The 15,786-nt window shown below is 68.8% G+C and carries 15 protein-coding genes; 10 read left to right on the top strand and 5 right to left on the bottom strand.

Annotated elements, in window-relative coordinates:
• The 3 genes from BW996_RS01725 to BW996_RS01730 all read right to left on the bottom strand — a co-directional run.
• Positions 1-285 (bottom strand): transposase (locus BW996_RS01725; protein ID WP_510645189.1); only part of this gene is annotated, 285 nt, incomplete at its 3' end.
• Between the two features lie 360 nt (positions 286-645).
• Positions 646-945: a hypothetical protein gene (locus tag BW996_RS21200; protein ID WP_139330707.1), complete on the bottom strand. Its 300-nt coding sequence runs from the start codon at positions 943-945 to the stop codon at positions 646-648.
• A gap of 74 nt (positions 946-1,019) precedes the next feature.
• Complete coding sequence (locus tag BW996_RS01730; RefSeq protein WP_076458514.1) at positions 1,020-1,733, bottom strand: hypothetical protein; 714 nt, start codon at positions 1,731-1,733, stop codon at positions 1,020-1,022.
• Between the two features lie 338 nt (positions 1,734-2,071).
• Between BW996_RS01730 and BW996_RS01735 the strand changes: the two genes are divergently transcribed.
• The 6 genes from BW996_RS01735 to BW996_RS01760 all read left to right on the top strand — a co-directional run bounded on the left by BW996_RS01735 (position 2,072) and on the right by BW996_RS01760 (position 8,665).
• Positions 2,072-2,782: a nucleotidyltransferase family protein gene (locus BW996_RS01735; protein ID WP_037483697.1), complete on the top strand. Its 711-nt coding sequence runs from the start codon at positions 2,072-2,074 to the stop codon at positions 2,780-2,782.
• A 528-nt stretch (positions 2,783-3,310) separates the two neighbouring features.
• Positions 3,311-4,273 (top strand): glycine--tRNA ligase subunit alpha, encoded by a 963-nt coding sequence (glyQ, locus tag BW996_RS01740; protein WP_037483699.1) that lies wholly within the window; start codon positions 3,311-3,313, stop codon positions 4,271-4,273.
• Between the two features lie 3 nt (positions 4,274-4,276).
• Positions 4,277-6,418: a glycine--tRNA ligase subunit beta gene (gene glyS, locus BW996_RS01745; protein WP_037483701.1), complete on the top strand. Its 2,142-nt coding sequence runs from the start codon at positions 4,277-4,279 to the stop codon at positions 6,416-6,418.
• A 27-nt stretch (positions 6,419-6,445) separates the two neighbouring features.
• Positions 6,446-7,051, top strand: coding sequence for a D-glycero-beta-D-manno-heptose 1,7-bisphosphate 7-phosphatase (gene gmhB / locus BW996_RS01750; RefSeq protein WP_037483703.1), 606 nt, complete (start codon positions 6,446-6,448; stop codon positions 7,049-7,051).
• 61 nt (positions 7,052-7,112) lie between these two features.
• Positions 7,113-7,865: a lysophospholipid acyltransferase family protein gene (locus BW996_RS01755; protein ID WP_037483705.1), complete on the top strand. Its 753-nt coding sequence runs from the start codon at positions 7,113-7,115 to the stop codon at positions 7,863-7,865.
• On the top strand, positions 7,862-8,665 hold the full coding sequence (locus BW996_RS01760; RefSeq protein ID WP_051632095.1) for a M48 family metallopeptidase: 804 nt from the start codon (positions 7,862-7,864) through the stop codon (positions 8,663-8,665). Before BW996_RS01755 ends, BW996_RS01760 begins: the two co-directional genes overlap by 4 nt.
• On the opposite strand, the gene BW996_RS01765 is transcribed toward BW996_RS01760, so the two are convergent.
• Complete coding sequence (locus BW996_RS01765; RefSeq protein ID WP_051632096.1) at positions 8,634-9,821, bottom strand: MFS transporter; 1,188 nt, start codon at positions 9,819-9,821, stop codon at positions 8,634-8,636. The two genes, BW996_RS01760 and BW996_RS01765, sit on opposite strands and share 32 nt — an antisense overlap.
• A 47-nt stretch (positions 9,822-9,868) precedes the next feature.
• Between BW996_RS01765 and BW996_RS01770 the strand changes: the two genes are divergently transcribed.
• Positions 9,869-10,933 (top strand): NAD(P)H-dependent flavin oxidoreductase, encoded by a 1,065-nt coding sequence (locus BW996_RS01770; RefSeq protein WP_037483708.1) that lies wholly within the window; start codon positions 9,869-9,871, stop codon positions 10,931-10,933.
• Between the two features lie 96 nt (positions 10,934-11,029).
• Positions 11,030-12,493: a glucose-6-phosphate dehydrogenase gene (gene zwf / locus BW996_RS01775; protein WP_037483712.1), complete on the top strand. Its 1,464-nt coding sequence runs from the start codon at positions 11,030-11,032 to the stop codon at positions 12,491-12,493.
• Between the two features lie 22 nt (positions 12,494-12,515).
• On the opposite strand, the gene BW996_RS01780 is transcribed toward zwf, so the two are convergent.
• Positions 12,516-13,244: an aspartate/glutamate racemase family protein gene (locus tag BW996_RS01780; RefSeq protein ID WP_037483715.1), complete on the bottom strand. Its 729-nt coding sequence runs from the start codon at positions 13,242-13,244 to the stop codon at positions 12,516-12,518.
• A 169-nt stretch (positions 13,245-13,413) separates the two neighbouring features.
• Between BW996_RS01780 and BW996_RS01785 the strand changes: the two genes are divergently transcribed.
• Together BW996_RS01785 and BW996_RS01790 are read left to right on the top strand one after the other, a co-directional pair.
• On the top strand, positions 13,414-14,427 hold the full coding sequence (locus tag BW996_RS01785) for an ABC transporter ATP-binding protein (RefSeq protein WP_037483716.1): 1,014 nt from the start codon (positions 13,414-13,416) through the stop codon (positions 14,425-14,427).
• A gap of 36 nt (positions 14,428-14,463) precedes the next feature.
• Positions 14,464-15,786 carry an ABC transporter substrate-binding protein gene (locus tag BW996_RS01790; RefSeq protein ID WP_051632097.1) on the top strand — a complete coding sequence of 441 codons (1,323 nt, stop codon included), beginning with the start codon at positions 14,464-14,466 and terminating at the stop codon, positions 15,784-15,786.

The following is a 15,786-nucleotide window of genomic DNA, read 5'->3' on the forward strand; positions in this document are numbered from 1 at the left end:
CCACTGCGTCAGCTCCTGCGGATACACCCCCTGCTCGCGGCACCACGCCGACTTCGCCGTCTCGTCCAGCGATGCCGTTGCAATCACCGCCTGCAGTCGCGCTGCAGCCGTCCACACCCGGCGCGGCTCTCCGCCGCTCGCCGATTCCAGCGCGTCGGCCAGCCACCGCTCCAGCGTTGAAGTGCTCACGCCCACTTCTGCGGATACCCGCTCCACCGGGGCACTCTCCGGTGGCAGCAGCCTCGCCACCACCCGGTCCTTGTATTCCTTGCCGTATCGAGCCACGTCTTCTCCTCGTCTTCGCCCCCTCTTCGGGTTCTATCGACGCGGCAACTATTCTGACGTGGGGGGGTCCCGGCTTGTCCGCGCCAATGGCTTGATGCGGGGCGTGATCATGAGGCGGCATCTTGACGCAGCGCGCGGCTCAAGGGGCGGTCAGGGCCGGTTTCGAGAGGCTCCCCTTAATATGCTCCGCGTTATTCCAAATGCATTTTCGGTTACTTCGTTTTCGTTGGCGCCGGCGACATAGCTGCCATCATTATTTTGTTTTTTTGTTTTTGCCAAGCGCAGTATTTCAGGGAATGCATTTATTAAGGCAACAAGCTCAATATCGGAGGCATGAATATTTAGCTGGCTGCGAATTACTTAAAACCCAACAACCCGATAATTATGCGCAGCCATGTAAGTAGTTATTTTTGCCAAAAGCAGCTTTTTATTTTTTTCTCTTGAGTCAAATACAACTGCAGTGATAAGCATTGCGAGAAATGCAATAAATATAGCGATTAATGTAAGTAGTTTATGATCGCTTAGAAATGGAATTTTCTCAAAGAGATCAAACCAAGCTGTTATTGCAAATGGAGCAACCAGGAAACCGATCCAAATTATCTGTACATGAGTTGCGTCTTTCATTAGCTCATATACGGTCTTTACATCATCTACTTTCATGCGTTCCTTTTTTGCGCAACGTTTGAATTCACCGACCTGCGCGGCTTTTCGCGCAGGTCCGGCGGAATGATGGGTTAGGCCTCTTCGCCACCGATAGTAGGTTTATGCTCTAGCTGTGGGAGTTTCGTTCCGCTTGGTAGCTCCTCAGCGCGTGACTGCGTTTGCCAAACAATATCCGCAATGTCCCTAATTCGATCAACAATTGGCTTGGCGTCACTTCCTAATTTACCAAGAACAACACCAGCATCTCCGATTAAGCCCCAGAAGCGATCTAGGTCAGATACCTTTTTATGCAGCTCTGACTGAAGTTTTTCTAGTCGCCGAAGTAGTCGTTGCTGGTGTTCCTTGTCTAAGTTAGTTCCTGCCGAAATTAACGATCGCAACTGGTTGACAAGCTCTTGGACCCGATCCAGATCACCCTGTGAGAATTCATATGTAAATCCTGAACCGAGTGAGGTGCGGAATCGGCTGCGCAATGCTGTGACACGCAGCTTTGCCTCTTCGGCTTTGCACGCATCGCGAACGAAATTGACAAAGGAGTATAGGTTAGGACATTGATCAGGGCTGCCGTTTTCGACATTCGGCGGCTGTACTTTGATCGGCAGAATGCCGGCATCCATTAATTCAACCAAGAGCGAGTAAGCTTCAATTAGTACACCGAGATCTCCCTCGGTCCAGCCCTCATGGTCATCAGATTGAAGTTTATTTATCGTAAAATCGCAAAGATCGATTGTTCCGCGTACCGGGTCGTCGCGAAGATTCTCGATAAAATCGTCTGTGAAAAGCAAAACTCTCTCCTTAAGAGGCCTAACGCAATTTAGACCGCAAGCCCTGCTGGCGTACCAGCCGCCTGCAGGCTTTCACCTCTTCCTGCGACACGCACATGCTGTTATCGCACAAGGAATTTTTTAATCCTCTGCATTGTTCCTGCCCCGTAAAAATCGACTCGAAACCCTGCCGCAGGGTTTGACGTTGACACCGTCGTCGTGACGACAGCAAGCATATCGATTGCCAGATTTACCGTCTACGGGCCACGCGCCCCGCACCTTGCGGCAAAGGTCACGAAGCTCGCCATGCCGACACGAGGCGGGCCATCGCCCGCCCGCGCTGAATACACTGCACCCTCGTGAACACCCCCCAACGCCCCACCCTGCCCCCGCGCGCGATCGTGCTCGCCGCGGGCCGTGGCGAGCGCATGCGCCCGCTGACCGACTCCACCCCGAAGCCGCTGCTGCCGGTCTTCGGCCGGCCGCTGATCGAGTGGCATCTGCTCGCGCTGGCCGCCGGCGGCGTGCGCGAGGTGGTGATCAACACCGCCTGGCTGGAAGAGCGCTTCCCCGAGGTGCTCGGCGACGGCAGCCGCTTCGGGCTGTCGATCCGCTGGTCGCATGAGGGCCGCGACTTCGGCGGCGCGCTGGAGACGGGCGGCGGCATCGCCACCGTGCAGGACTGGCTCTGCGAGGACGGGCGCGAGGCCTTCTGGGTGGTCTCGGGCGACATCTGGGCACCGGAGTTCCGCTTCGCGCCGGAGGCGGTCGAGCGCTTCGTCGCCAGCGGCCGCGACGCGCACCTGTGGGTCGTGCCCAACCCGCCCTATCACCCGGCCGGCGACTTCGACCACGAGGGCGGCCGCGCCACCTACGCCAACCTCGCGCTGATGCGCCCGAGCGTCTGCGCCGGGCTGCCCAAGGGCCGGCGCGCCGCGCTCGGCCGGCTGCTGATCGAGGGCGTGGCGGCGGGCCGCATCTCGCTGGAGACCTGGTCCGGGCGCTGGGAGAACGTCGGCACGCCGGCGCAGCTCGCCGCGCTGCAGAGCGACAGCGCACCGGGCGCGTAGCGAGCTGTCGACGGTCGGGGCTTGTCAGCGCCGGCCACGGCCCGCCCGCTCGTCATGCCCGCGAAGGCGGGCACCCACGCAGGGCACAGCGTCCGCCCATCGTGGGCCCTCGCCTGCGCGAGGGTGACGAGATCGACATGCAGCCCGAGATCTTGCCCCGTCATGCCCAAGATCCTCTGCCGTCATGCCCGCGAAGGCGGGCACCCACGCAAGGCACAGCGTCCGCCCATCGTGGGCCCTCGCCTGCGCGAGGGTGACGAGATCGACATGCTGCGCGGATCTTGCACCGTCATGGCCGAGATCTTCTGCCGTCATGCCCGCGAAGGCGGGCACCCACGATGGGCGCATGGCGGTGGCGGGCGTGGGTCCTCGCCTTCGCGAGGATGACGGGGGGTGGGGGCTGGCCGGTGCGAGGCCGGGAGGTCGGCCGTGGCACGACACTAGAATCCGTGATCCTCATCGCGGGCCGAGCGTGCGATTCGCGCGGCCTGCGGCCTCCCGCCTCCTTCGTCCGAGCCCGCCCTTGCCATGCTGACCTTCCAGCAAATCATTCTCCGCCTTCAGGAATACTGGGACCGCCAGGGCTGCGCGCTGCTGCAGCCCTACGACATGGAAGTCGGCGCCGGCACCAGCCACACCGCGACCTTCCTGCGCGCCCTCGGCCCCGAGCCGTGGAAGGCCGCCTACGTGCAGCCCAGCCGCCGCCCCAAGGACGGCCGCTACGGCGAGAACCCCAACCGCCTGCAGCACTACTACCAGTACCAGGTGGTCCTGAAGCCGGCGCCGGCCAACATCCTGGAGCTCTACCTAGGCTCGCTGGAAGCGCTGGGCTTCGACCTGAAGAAGAACGACATCCGCTTCGTCGAGGACGACTGGGAGAACCCGACGCTGGGCGCCTGGGGCCTGGGCTGGGAGGTCTGGCTCAACGGCATGGAGGTGACGCAGTTCACCTACTTCCAGCAGGTCGGCGGCATCGACTGCAAGCCCGCCACCGGCGAGATCACCTACGGCCTGGAGCGCCTGGCGATGTACCTGCAGGGCGTGGAGAACGTCTACGACCTGAAGTTCGCCGACGGCCTGAGCTACGGCGACGTGTACCACCAGAACGAGGTGGAGCAGTCGACCTACAACTTCGAGCACAGCAACGTCGAGTTCCTGCTCACCGCCTTCACCGCGCACGAGGGCAATGCGCAGCACCTGATCGCCGAAGCGCTGGCGCTGCCGGCCTACGAGCAGGTGCTCAAGGCCGCGCACACCTTCAACCTGCTCGACGCGCGCGGCGCCATCTCGGTGACCGAGCGCGCCGCCTACATCGGCCGCATCCGCAACCTGGCGCGCAGCGTGGCCGCCGCCTACCTGGAGAGCCGCAAGCGCCTGGGCTTCCCGATGGCCCCGAAGGCCTGGGCCGACGAGGTGATCGCCAAGCTCGACGCCGACGCCGCCAAGAACGCCGAGAAGGCCGCCAAGAACGAATCGAAGAAGGCTGACTGAACCATGAGCACCACGAAGAACCTGCTCGTCGAACTCTTCGTCGAGGAACTGCCGCCGAAGGCGCTGAAGAAGCTGGGCGAATCCTTCGCCACGACGCTGGCCACCGCGCTGAAGGCCAGCGGCCTGGCCGCGGCCGACGCCGCCGTGACGCCCTTCGCCTCGCCGCGCCGCCTGGCGGTGCATGTCACCGGCGTGGCCGACAAGGCCGCCGACAAGGCCGTGCAGCAGAAGCTGATGCCCGTCGCCGTGGCGCTGACCGCCGACGGCCAGCCCACGCCCGCGCTGCTGAAGAAGCTCGCGTCGGTCGGCGCCGACGCCTCGGTCGTGCCCAGCCTGAAGCGCCAGCCCGACGGCAAGGCCGAAGCGCTGTTCCTGGACTCGGTCGTCGCCGGCGCCTCGCTGCTGGACGGCCTGCAGAAGGCCCTGGACGAGGCCCTGGCCAAGCTGCCGATCCCCAAGGTGATGAGCTACCAGCTCGCCGATGGCTGGACCTCGGTGAACTTCGTGCGCCCGGCGCACGGGCTGGTGGCGCTGCACGGCGCCGACGTGGTGCCGGTGGCCACCCTCGGCCTCGTGGCCGGCCGCACCACCACCGGCCACCGCTTCGAGGCCGCCAATCCGACGGTCACGCTGCGTGACGCCGACAGCTACGCCGAGCAGCTGGTCAGCGAAGGCGCGGTGATCCCCGGCTTCGACGCCCGCCGCGCCGAGATCGTGCGCCAGCTGGACCAAGCCGCCGCCAAGGAAGGCTTGAAGCCCATCGACGACGAGGCCTTGCTCGACGAGGTGACGGCCCTGGTCGAGCGCCCGAACGTGCTCACCTGCCAGTTCGAGAAGGAATTCCTCGAGGTGCCGCAGGAATGCCTCATCCTGACGATGAAGGCCAACCAGAAGTACTTCCCGCTGCTGGACGCCCAGGACAAGCTGACGAACAAGTTCCTGATCGTCAGCAACATCAGCCCGGCCGACCCGAGCGCAGTCATCGGCGGCAACGAGCGCGTGGTGCGCCCGCGCCTGGCCGACGCCAAGTTCTTCTTCGACCAGGACCGCAAGAAGACGCTGGAGTCGCGCGTGGCCGGTCTGGCCAAGGTGGTCTACCACGGCAAGCTCGGCACCCAGGGCGAGCGCACCGAGCGCGTGCGCGCGCTGACCCACCTGATCGTGCGCCAGCTCGGCGAGCATCAGGCCGCGTCGGTGCAGTCGCATGACGAGCTGCAGATGCTCGCGCACAAGGCCGACCAGGCCGCGCTGCTGGCCAAGACCGACCTGCTGACCGACATGGTCGGCGAGTTCCCCGAGCTGCAGGGCATCATGGGCGGCTACTACGCCCGCTTCGAGGGCCTGCGCGACGGCGTGGCCATCGCCATCGAGGACCACTACAAGCCGCGCTTCGCCGGCGACGCGCTGCCGCGCAACCACACCGGCACGGTCGTCGCGCTGGCCGACAAGCTGGAAACCCTGGTGGGCCTGTTCGGCATCGGCCAGCTGCCCACCGGCGACAAGGACCCCTTCGCGCTGCGCCGCCACGCGCTGGGCGTGATCCGCATCCTGGTCGAGAAGAACCTGCCGCTGGACCTGCCCGAGCTGCTGGCCTCGGCCGCGCCGGTCTTCGGCGGCCTGATCGAGGACCCGACCGCGAAGCTGCTGCCCTTCTTCGCCGACCGCCTGGCCGTCTCCCTGCGCGAGCAGGGCTACAGCGCCCAGGAGATCGACGCGGTGCTGGCGCTCGCCCCCGCCCGCCTGGGCGAGGTGCCGCGCCGTCTGGCGGCGGTGCGCGCCTTCTCGGCGCTGCCGGAAGCGGCCTCGCTGGCCGCGGCCAACAAGCGCATCGGCAACATCCTGAAGAAGGCCGAGGGCGAGGTCGAGGCCCGGGTCGACACCGCGCTGCTGCAGGAAGCCGCCGAGCAGGCGCTGTTCGAGGCGCTGGGTACGGTGCAGCCCGAGGCCGACCGCCTGTTCGCGCAGGGCGACCACGCCGGCAGCCTGAAGGCGCTGGCTGCGCTGAAGGCCCCGGTCGACGCCTTCTTCGACGACGTGATGGTCAACGCCGAAGACCTGAGCCTGCGCGCCAACCGCCTGGGCCTGCTCAAGACGCTGCACGAGGCGATGAACCGCGTCGCCGACCTGTCGCGCCTGGCGGCCTGACCCGCACGCCAGCCAGGAGCACCGACCATGGGCGAGCGCAGCAACCCGATCAAGCTGGTCGTTCTCGACCGCGACGGCACCATCAACGAGGACCGCGACGACTTCGTGAAGTCGGCCGACGAGTGGGTGCCGCTGCCGGGTGCGCTCGCCGCGATCGCCCGGCTCTACCAGGCCGGCTGGCATGTGGTGGTCGCCACCAACCAGTCGGGCCTGGGCCGCGGCCTGTTCGACGCCTACACGCTCAACGAGATGCACGCGAAGATGAACGCGCTGCTGATGCCGCTGGGCGGGCGCGTCGATGCGGTCTTCTTCTGCCCGCACGCGCCCGAGGACGACTGCCGCTGCCGCAAGCCGCGCCCGGGCCTGTTCGAGGACATCGGCCTGCGCTTCGGCGTCGACATGGCCGGCGTGCCGGCGGTCGGTGACACGCTGCGCGACCTGCAGGCGGCCAGCGCGGTCGGCTGCGCGCCGCATCTGGTGCGCACCGGCAAGGCCGCCTCGCTCGACGAGGCCGGCCTTCAGGCGATGCGCGAGAAGGTGCCGGGCCTGACGGTCCATGCCGATCTGGCCGCCTTCGTCGACGCGCTGCTGGCCGCCGAGGGCCGCCGCGTGGCCGACGGTCGCCGCGCCTGACGCACACGCCCCGCGCGCCCTCTCCTTTCGTTCACGACCTCGCACCCGCTCCGCGCCCCGCATGCTCGCCTATCCGCGCTCCGTCCTGTATTTCCTCTGGCTGCTGATCACGATCATCCCGTGGAGCCTGTTTGTCGTCGTCATCTCGCCGTTCATGCGCAGCACGCCGCTGTACTGGATCTGCGCGGGCTGGCTGAAGACGGCGATCCACGGCGCGAAATGGATCTGCGGCGTGAAGTGGCGCATCCAGGGCCTGGAGAACGTGCCCTCGGCCGACGACGGCACCGCCGCGGTCATCCTGGCGCCGAAGCACCAGTCGACCTGGGAGACCTTCGCCTTCCCGTCGGTCATGCCCCATCCGCTGGCCTATGTGTTCAAGCGCGAGCTGCTGATGATTCCCTTCTTCGGCTGGGCGATCGGCCGGCTCGACATGGTGCACATCGACCGCGGCCGCCGCTCCGAGGCCTGGCGCAAGGTCGCCGAGCAGGGCACGCGGATCATGAAGCAGGGCAACTGGATCATCATGTTCCCCGAGGGCACCCGCACCGAGCGCGGCAGCCAGGGCGACTACAAGACCGGCGCGTCGCGGCTGGCGATCGCCGCCGGCGTGCCGATCGTGCCGATCGCGGTGACCTCGGCGCGCTGCTGGCCGCGCAAGAGCTTCCTGCTGCGCCCGGGCACGATCGACATCTCGATCGGCCGGCCGATCGCGCCGCAGGGCCGCCGGCCTGACGAGCTGATGAAGGAAGTCGAGGCCTGGATCGAGTCCGAGATGCGCCGCCTCGATCCCGAGGCCTACCCGCCCGCCGCATGAGCCCGCCGGCCGCCGCGCCCGACACCGCGGCACTGGCCGGCTGCGAGGCGCTGCTGCGCCCCGAGGGCATGCACCACGAGATCGAGCTGGGTGGCATCCGCCTGGGCTACCGGCTGCGCCGCGCCAGCCGACGCACCATCGGCTTCGCCGTCGGTCCGGCCGGGCTGACGGTCAGCGTGCCGCGCTGGGTCGGGCAGGCGCAGATCGACGCGGCGCTGCGGCACAAGAGCGCCTGGATCCTGCGCCAGCTCGCCGCGCAGGGCCGGCGCCACCAGGCGCACCAGGACGCGCGCGTCGACTGGCGCGACGGCGCCGAGCTGCCATGGCTGGGCGCGCCGCTGCGCCTGCGGCTGGCGCCGCTGCTCTCGCGCACGCTGCTGCAGGCCGCCCGCCCGCTCACCCAGGAACCCGCCACGCTGCTGCTGGCGCTGCCGGCCGACACCCCGCCCGAGGCGCTGCGCGCCGCGGTGCAGCGCTGGCTGCAGCGCCAGGCACGCACGCTGTTCGAGGCCCGCATCGCGCTGCACGCCGGCGCGATGGGCGTGCAGATCCGGCAGCTGCGCCTGAGCTCGGCGCGCACCCGCTGGGGCAGTGCCAGCAGCGACGGCTCGATCCGCCTGAACTGGCGCCTGATCCACTTTCCGGTCGAGACGATCGACTACGTCGTCGTGCATGAGCTGGCCCACCTGCGCGAGATGAACCACAGCCCCGCCTTCTGGGCCATCGTGCACGCGGCGATGCCGGACTACGAGCAGCGCCGGCGCCAGCTCAAGGACGGGGTGGTGCCGGTGTTCGACTGAGGCCGGGCCGCCGCGCCAGCCAGGCCAGCGCCACGCCCATCACCAGCAGCGCCGGCAGCGAACCCAGGTTCAGCACCGACCAGCCCTGCGTCGTCACCAGCGCGCCGGAAGCGAAGGAAGTCAGCGCCATCGTCGCGAAGACGCCGAAGTTGATCGCCGCCTGCGCACGGTCCTTTTCCTCGGGCCGGTAGGCCTGCATCGCCAGCGTGGTGCTGCCGGTGAAGAGGAAGTTCCAGCCCACGCCGAGCAGGAAGAGCGCGACCACGAAGCGGTGCAGGTCCTGGCCGGTCAGCGCCACCGCCACGCAGGCCAGGTTCAGCAGCACGCCCACGGCCATGACGCGCATCACCCCGAAGCGACGGATCCAGCCGCCGGTCCAGAAGCCGGGCGCGAACATGCCGATCACATGCCACTCCAGCACCCAGGCCACGTCGGAGAAAGGCATGCCGCAGACATCCATCGCCAGCGGGGTGGCCGCCATCAGCAGGTTCATCACGCCGTAGCCGATGGCCGCGGCCAGTGCCGCGACCAGAAAGGTCGGCTCGCGCAGCAGCTCGGCCGTGGAGCGCCCCTGCGGCGCGCCGGCCGGCATCGGCGCCACGGCGGGGAAGCGGATCATCGCCATCACCGCCATCGACAGCAGCGCCACCGCCGCCAGTGCCAGATAGGCGCCGAGAAAGGGCACCGGCAGCAGGTCGCGGGTGTGGCTGGCCAGATTGGGCCCGGCCACCGCGCCGATCAGGCCGCCCGCGAGCACCCTGGAAACCGCACGTTCCCGGTCGGCCGGCGGCGCCAGCTCGGCGGCGGCGAAGCGGTAGAGCTGGCCGTTGGCACTGTAGTAGCCGGCGACGACCGTGGCCGCCAGCAGCAGCCAGAAACTGCCGATCCACGCCGCCAGCGCGCACAGCAGCGCCGAGCCCAGCGCCACCGCCAGACCGCTCTGGAAGGACGCCTGCCGCCCCCAGCGCCGCTGCACCCGCGCCACCGCACCGGTGGCCAGCGCGCCGCCGACGACATAGCCCATGACGGGCAGCGTCGCCATCCACGGTCGGGGCGCCATCTGCATGCCGACCAGGCCGTTGATGGCGATGAAGACGATGTTGTTGGTCAGCAGCAGGCCCTGGGCCGTGGCGAGCAGGTGGACATGGCGATTCATGATCGGGCATTGTCCGCCTTCACCGACCCGCCTCAGGAGAATCACCGATGAGCTCGCCTCGCCCCCTCTTTCCGGAACTCGCCGGCCTGCGCTGGCCGCTGATCCAGGCGCCGATGGCCGGCGCGCAGGACGCCCGGCTGGCCCTGGCGGTCGGCCGCGCCGGCGCCTTGGGCTCGCTGCCGGCAGCGATGCTCGCGCCCGAGGCGCTCGCGCGCGAGCTGCAGCGCATGCAGGCCGCCGACCTGCCCTGCAACGTCAACTTCTTCGCCCACCGGCCGCCGGACGCCGTGCAGGCCGCCGCGACCGACGCCCGCTGGCGCCAGGCGCTGGCGCCGCTGCGCGCCGAGCTCGGCCTGGACGAGGACGCCGGCCCCGTGCCCGCCAGCCGCCAGCCCTTCGGCCCGGCGATGGCCGAGGTGCTCGAGCGCTGCCCGCCGGCGGTGGTCAGCTTCCACTTCGGCCTGCCGGACGCCGCGCTGCTGGCGCGTGTGCGCGCGTTGGGCTGCCGCATCCTGGCATCGGCGACGACGCTGCGCGAGGCGCAGTGGCTGCAGGCGCAGGGCGTCGACGCGGTGATCGCCCAGGGCCTGGAGGCCGGCGGCCACCGCGGCCATTTCCTCGACACCGATCCCGACCAGCAGAGCGGCACGCTGGCGCTGGTGGCAGCCTGTGCGCGGGCGCTCGACATTGCGGTGATCGCCGCCGGCGGCATCGCCACGGCCGAGGACGTGCGCGCGGCGCGGGCGGCGGGCGCGCGGGCGGTGCAGGTCGGCACCGCCTTCCTGTGCTGCGACGAGGCCACGACCGGGCCGCTGCACCGCGCCCGGCTGCTCGACCCGCAGGCCCCCACCGCGCTGACCAATCTGTTCTCGGGCGGTCTGGCGCGCGGCCTGCACAACCGGCTGATGGCCGAGTTCGGCCCGGTCAGCCCGCTGGCGCCGCCCTTCCCGCTGGCCAGCGCCGCGCTGGCGCCGCTGCGCGCCGCCGCCGAGCGCCTGGGCCGCGACGACTTCACGCCGCTGTGGTCGGGCACGAACCGCGCGGGCTGCCGCGCGGTGCCGGCAGCGGAGATCGTCGAGGTGCTGGCCGCAGGTTTCCTCCCGGCGGACTGAGCCGGAAAACCGGGGCGGACCCGGCCCTGGTCCGACTCTTGCGCGCACGCGACGGCCTCCAGAATCCGTCGTTCCCAGCTCCAGAGGAGACCCGTCTTGGCCAAGATCCCCCCCGGCGTCGGCCCGCGCTTCCCGCAGGTCGTCGTACTGTTCGGTGCCACCGGCGACCTGGCCCGGCGCAAGCTGCTGCCCGGCCTGTACCACCTGACCTCGGCCGGCTTCATTCCCGGCTGCCGCATCATCGGCGTGTCGCTCGACGACATCGATGTCGAGACCTTCCGGCGCCAGGCGCGCGGCGCGCTCGACGAGTTCTCCAGCCGGCGCGTGACCGAGCCGGACTGGCAGGACTTCGCCGCCTGCCTCGACTATGTGCCGCTGTCGGCCGGGCCGGAGGCGCTGCGCGCCGCGGTCGAGGCCGCCGAGCAGAGCCTGGGCACCGAATGCCGCCGGCTGCACTACCTGAGCGTGCCGCCCAGCGCGGCGCTGCCGGCGGTGCGCCTGCTGGGCGCGGCCGGTCTGGTCGAGCGTGCGCGCATCATCATGGAGAAGCCCTTCGGCACCGACCTGCAGAGCGCCGTCACGCTCAACGCGCGGCTGCACGAGGTCTTCGCCGAGGAGCAGATCTACCGCATCGACCATTTCCTCGGCAAGGAGCCGGCGCAGAACATCCTGGCCTTCCGCTTCGCCAACGGCCTGTTCGAGCCGATCTGGAACCGCAACTTCATCGACCATGTCCAGATCGACGTGCCCGAGACGCTCGGCCTGGGCAAGCGCGCCGCCTTCTACGAGCAGACCGGCGCCTACCGCGACATGGTGGTGACGCACCTGTTCCAGATCCTGGCCTTCATGGCGATGGAGCCACCGACCTCGCTGGAGCCCGTCCCGATCAGCGAGGAGAAGAACAAGGTCTTTCGCAGCATGCTGCCGATCCAGCCCGACGAGGTGGTGCGCGGCCAGTACAGCGGCTACCGCGACGAGGAGGGCATCGACCCGGACTCCGACACCGAGACCTTCATCGCGCTGAAGTGCCACATCGACAACTGGCGCTGGGCCGGCGTGCCCTTCTACCTGCGCACCGGCAAGCGGCTAGCGGAGGGGCAGCGCATCATCTCGATCGCCTTCCGCGAGCCGCCCAAGAGCATGTTCCCGCCGAACTCGGGCGTGGGCTCGCAGGGGCCGGACCACCTGACCTTCGACCTGGCCGACGCCTCGAAGATGTCGCTGTCCTTCTACGGCAAGCGCCCGGGGCCGGGCATGCGCCTGGACAAGCTGAGCCTGCAGTTCGCGATGACCGACACGGGGCTGGCCGGCGAGGTGCTGGAGGCCTACGAGCGGCTGATCCTCGACGCGATGCGCGGCGACCGCACGCTGTTCACCACCGCCGAGGGCATCGAGCGGCTGTGGGAGGTGTCGCAGCCGCTGCTGGAGGCGCCGCCGCCGGTGCGGCTCTACCAGCAGGGTTCCTGGGGCCCGAAGGCGGTGCACCAGCTCATCGCACCGCACGCCTGGCGCCTGCCCTTCGAGCGGGCATGGCGCAAGCAGACGGTGCAGGGCGGCTGAGCCGGCGCCACACTCCGCCTCCTCACCAGCCCAGCGGCGCCGCCCAGCCGACGTACTGCTTGGGCAGCGGGCGCGCGTAGTCGCCCTGCTTGGAGGTGCGCAGGCCCAGGCCCGAGAGCGCCTCGGCGAAGCGCACCGCCGCCGCCACCCCGTCGATCACCGGCACGCCCAGCCGCGCCGACAGCGTCGCGCACAGCCCGGCCATGCCGGCGCAGCCCAGCACGATGGCGCCGCTGCGGTCGCGCGCCAGCGCCTCGCGCGCCGCGGCCTCGATCGCATCGACGCAGGCCGCGCCGCCGTCCTCCAGCGCCAGCACCGGGATGTCGGTGCCATGCACGCCCCGGCAGCGCGAGGCCAGGCCATAGCGCTGCAGCAGGTGCTCGGCGGTGACGCAGGTGCGCGTCATCGTCGTGACCACCGAGAAGCCGGTGGCGACGAAGCTCGCCGCATGGAAGGCCGCCTCGGCCACGCCGAGCACCGGCACCTCGAGCGCCTCGCGCGCCGCGTCCAGCCCCGGATCGCCGAAGCAGGCGATCACCACCGCGTCCATCCCGGCGCCGTGCAGCCGGACCGTCTCGGCCACGCCGGCGGCGGCGATCGTCTCGTCGTAGTGGCCCTCGATCGAGCGCGGCCCGAAGGCGGGCTGCACCGCGGTGACCGTCGTGCCGGCAGAAGCCGCCGCCCGTGCGGCCTGCGCGATCGAGGCGGTCATCGCCTCGGAGGTGTTCGGATTGAGGATCAGCAGGTTCATGTCGGTGCGCTCATGTTGGTGCATTCATGTTGGTGCGTTCGGGGCCGACGTCCGACCCATTTTGCATACAAAGCAAGAGGTGCGCCGCATGTCGGTGCATCCGCGCCGGCCGCCCTGGTTCCGATCGGGCCCGAACGAGGTGGCACACCGATTGCATACAAAAACCAGCATGAGCACATCGCCCGCCGCACGCACCGATCTGGAACTGGTCCGCCTGGTCAAGGACTACGGCAACTCGCTGGCCGTGGCCGGCATCGACCTGAAGATTGCCGCCGGCAGCTACTGCTGCCTGCTCGGGCCCTCGGGCTGCGGCAAGACCTCGACGCTGCGCATGATCGCCGGCCACGAGGATCCCACCGACGGCGCCATCGTGCTGGGCGGGCGCGAGATCACGCACCTGTCGCCGGCCGAGCGCGGCACCGCGATGATGTTCCAGAGCTACGCGCTGTTCCCGCACCTGACGGTGCTGGACAACGTCGCCTTCAGCGCCCGCATGAAGGGCACGGCGAAGGCCGAGCGCCATGCTCGCGCGATGGCGCTGCTCAGGCTGGTACACATGGAGCCGTATGCCGCGCGTCTGCCCGCCGCACTGTCGGGCGGCCAGCAGCAGCGCGTGGCGCTGGCGCGCGCGCTGATGCTGCAACCCAAGGTGCTGCTGCTCGACGAGCCGCTGTCGGCGCTCGATCCCTTCCTGCGGGTGAAGATGCGCGCCGAGCTCAAGCGCTGGCACCGCGAGCTGGGCATGAGCTTCATCCACGTCACGCACTCGCAGGAAGAGGCGATGGCGCTGGCCGATCTGGTGGTCGTGATGAACCAGGGCCGCATCGAGCAGGCCGGCAGCGCGCGCGAGGTCTTCGAGCGCCCGCGCACCGAGTTCGTCGCGCGCTTCATCGGTGCGCACAACGTCATCGACACGCCGGCGGGCCGCATCGCGGTGCGCACCGACCGGCTGCGCCTGACCGAGGCCGATGCGGCCGGCGGCCCCGTCGCGCAGGTCGCCGCGGTCGAGTACCAGGGCGCGCAGGTGCTGGTGCACCTGGCCGCGCCCGACGCGGCCGCCGACGACGCGCCCGCCTGGACCGCCGCGCTGCCCGACGCCGATTTCCACGCCGCGCCGATCGAGCCCGGCCGGCGCGTCGCGCTGCGCTGGCAGCCCGCCGACGCCCACGCGCTCGCCGCCTGAATCCCCTTCCCCGCCCCCAACCCTGGAGCTCTCGCCATGTCCGCTGATCTCGAACCGCAGAACGCCCTGGTCACCCCGGCTGCCGCGCCGACCCCCGACACGCCCGAACTGCAGCGCCGCGGCTTCCTGCGTGCCGCCGCCGGCGTCGGCGTGGCCGCCACCGGCATCACCGGCTTCCCCTTCGTGCACGCGTCCGAGAAGATCGTGCTGCGCTACCTGGGCACCGCGGTGAACCAGGACAAGGCCATCGCCGAGAAGTTCGAGGCCGACACCGGCATCAAGATCCAGTACATCCCGGTCACCACCGACGACGTGACCAAGCGCGCCGTCACCGCGCCCAACTCCTTCGACCTGATCGACACCGAGTACTTCTCGCTCAAGAAGATCATCCCGACCGGCAACCTGCTGGGCATCGACAGCAAGCGCATCCGAAACGCCGACAAGATCACCCCGCTGTTCACCAAGGGCGAGATCGGCGGCAAGAAGGTGGGCGACCAGGGCACCGCGCCGAAGAAGGTGATGTACCTGCCCTCGGGCACCGCGAAGGACTTCGCCAAGGAGCCGACGCAGTTCATGACGCTGATCCCCACCGTCTACAACGCCGACACGCTGGGCATCCGCCCCGACCTGATCAAGCGCCCGATCAGCTCCTGGGCCGAGCTGCTCAACCCCGAGTTCAAGGGCAAGGCGGCGATCCTGAACATCCCGTCCATCGGCATCATGGACGCGGCGATGGTGGTCGAGGCCATGGGCCTGTACAAGTACCCCGACAAGGGCAACATGACGAAGAAGGAGATCGACCTCACCATCAAGACGCTGATCGAGGCCAAGAAGGCCGGCCAGTTCCGCGCGCTGTGGAAGGACTTCAACGAGTCGGTCAACCTGATGGCCTCGGGCGAGGTGGTGATCCAGTCGATGTGGTCGCCGGCGGTGACGGCCGTGCGCACCAAGGGCATCGACTGCACCTTCCAGCCGCTGAAAGAGGGCTATCGCGCCTGGGCGGCGGGCTTCGGCGTGCCGAAGACGACCACCGGCAAGAAGCTCGACGCCTGCTACGAGTTCATCAACTGGTTCCTCGACGGCTGGGCAGGCGCCTACCTGAACCGCCAGGGCTACTACAGCGCCGTGCTCGAGACCGCCAAGGCCAAGATGGAGGCCTACGAGTGGGCCTACTGGATGGAAGGCAAGCCCGCCACGCAGGACATCAAGAGCCCGAACGGCGACGTGCTGGCCAAGAAGGGCGCCGTGCGCGACGGCGGCTCCTACGAGTCGCGCATGGGCGGCATCGCCTGCTGGAACGCGGTGATGGACGAGAACGCCTACATGGTCCAGAAGTGGAACGAGTTCGTCGCGGCCTGA

The sequence above is a fragment of the Sphaerotilus natans genome (genome assembly GCF_900156335.1).
GTDB classification, from domain to species: Bacteria; Pseudomonadota; Gammaproteobacteria; order Burkholderiales; family Burkholderiaceae_C; genus Sphaerotilus; species Sphaerotilus natans.

Coding starts and splice junctions, on each gene's coding strand:
- BW996_RS01760 (WP_051632095.1), top strand. CDS start 7,862: ATGAGCCCGCCGGCCGCCGCGCCCGACACCGCGGCACTGGCCGGCTGC.
- glyQ (WP_037483699.1), top strand. CDS start 3,311: ATGCTGACCTTCCAGCAAATCATTCTCCGCCTTCAGGAATACTGGGAC.
- BW996_RS01770 (WP_037483708.1), top strand. CDS start 9,869: ATGAGCTCGCCTCGCCCCCTCTTTCCGGAACTCGCCGGCCTGCGCTGG.
- BW996_RS21200 (WP_139330707.1), bottom strand. CDS start 945: ATGAAAGTAGATGATGTAAAGACCGTATATGAGCTAATGAAAGACGCA.
- BW996_RS01755 (WP_037483705.1), top strand. CDS start 7,113: ATGCTCGCCTATCCGCGCTCCGTCCTGTATTTCCTCTGGCTGCTGATC.
- gmhB (WP_037483703.1), top strand. CDS start 6,446: ATGGGCGAGCGCAGCAACCCGATCAAGCTGGTCGTTCTCGACCGCGAC.
- BW996_RS01790 (WP_051632097.1), top strand. CDS start 14,464: ATGTCCGCTGATCTCGAACCGCAGAACGCCCTGGTCACCCCGGCTGCC.
- BW996_RS01780 (WP_037483715.1), bottom strand. CDS start 13,244: ATGAACCTGCTGATCCTCAATCCGAACACCTCCGAGGCGATGACCGCC.
- BW996_RS01765 (WP_051632096.1), bottom strand. CDS start 9,821: ATGAATCGCCATGTCCACCTGCTCGCCACGGCCCAGGGCCTGCTGCTG.
- glyS (WP_037483701.1), top strand. CDS start 4,277: ATGAGCACCACGAAGAACCTGCTCGTCGAACTCTTCGTCGAGGAACTG.
- BW996_RS01785 (WP_037483716.1), top strand. CDS start 13,414: ATGAGCACATCGCCCGCCGCACGCACCGATCTGGAACTGGTCCGCCTG.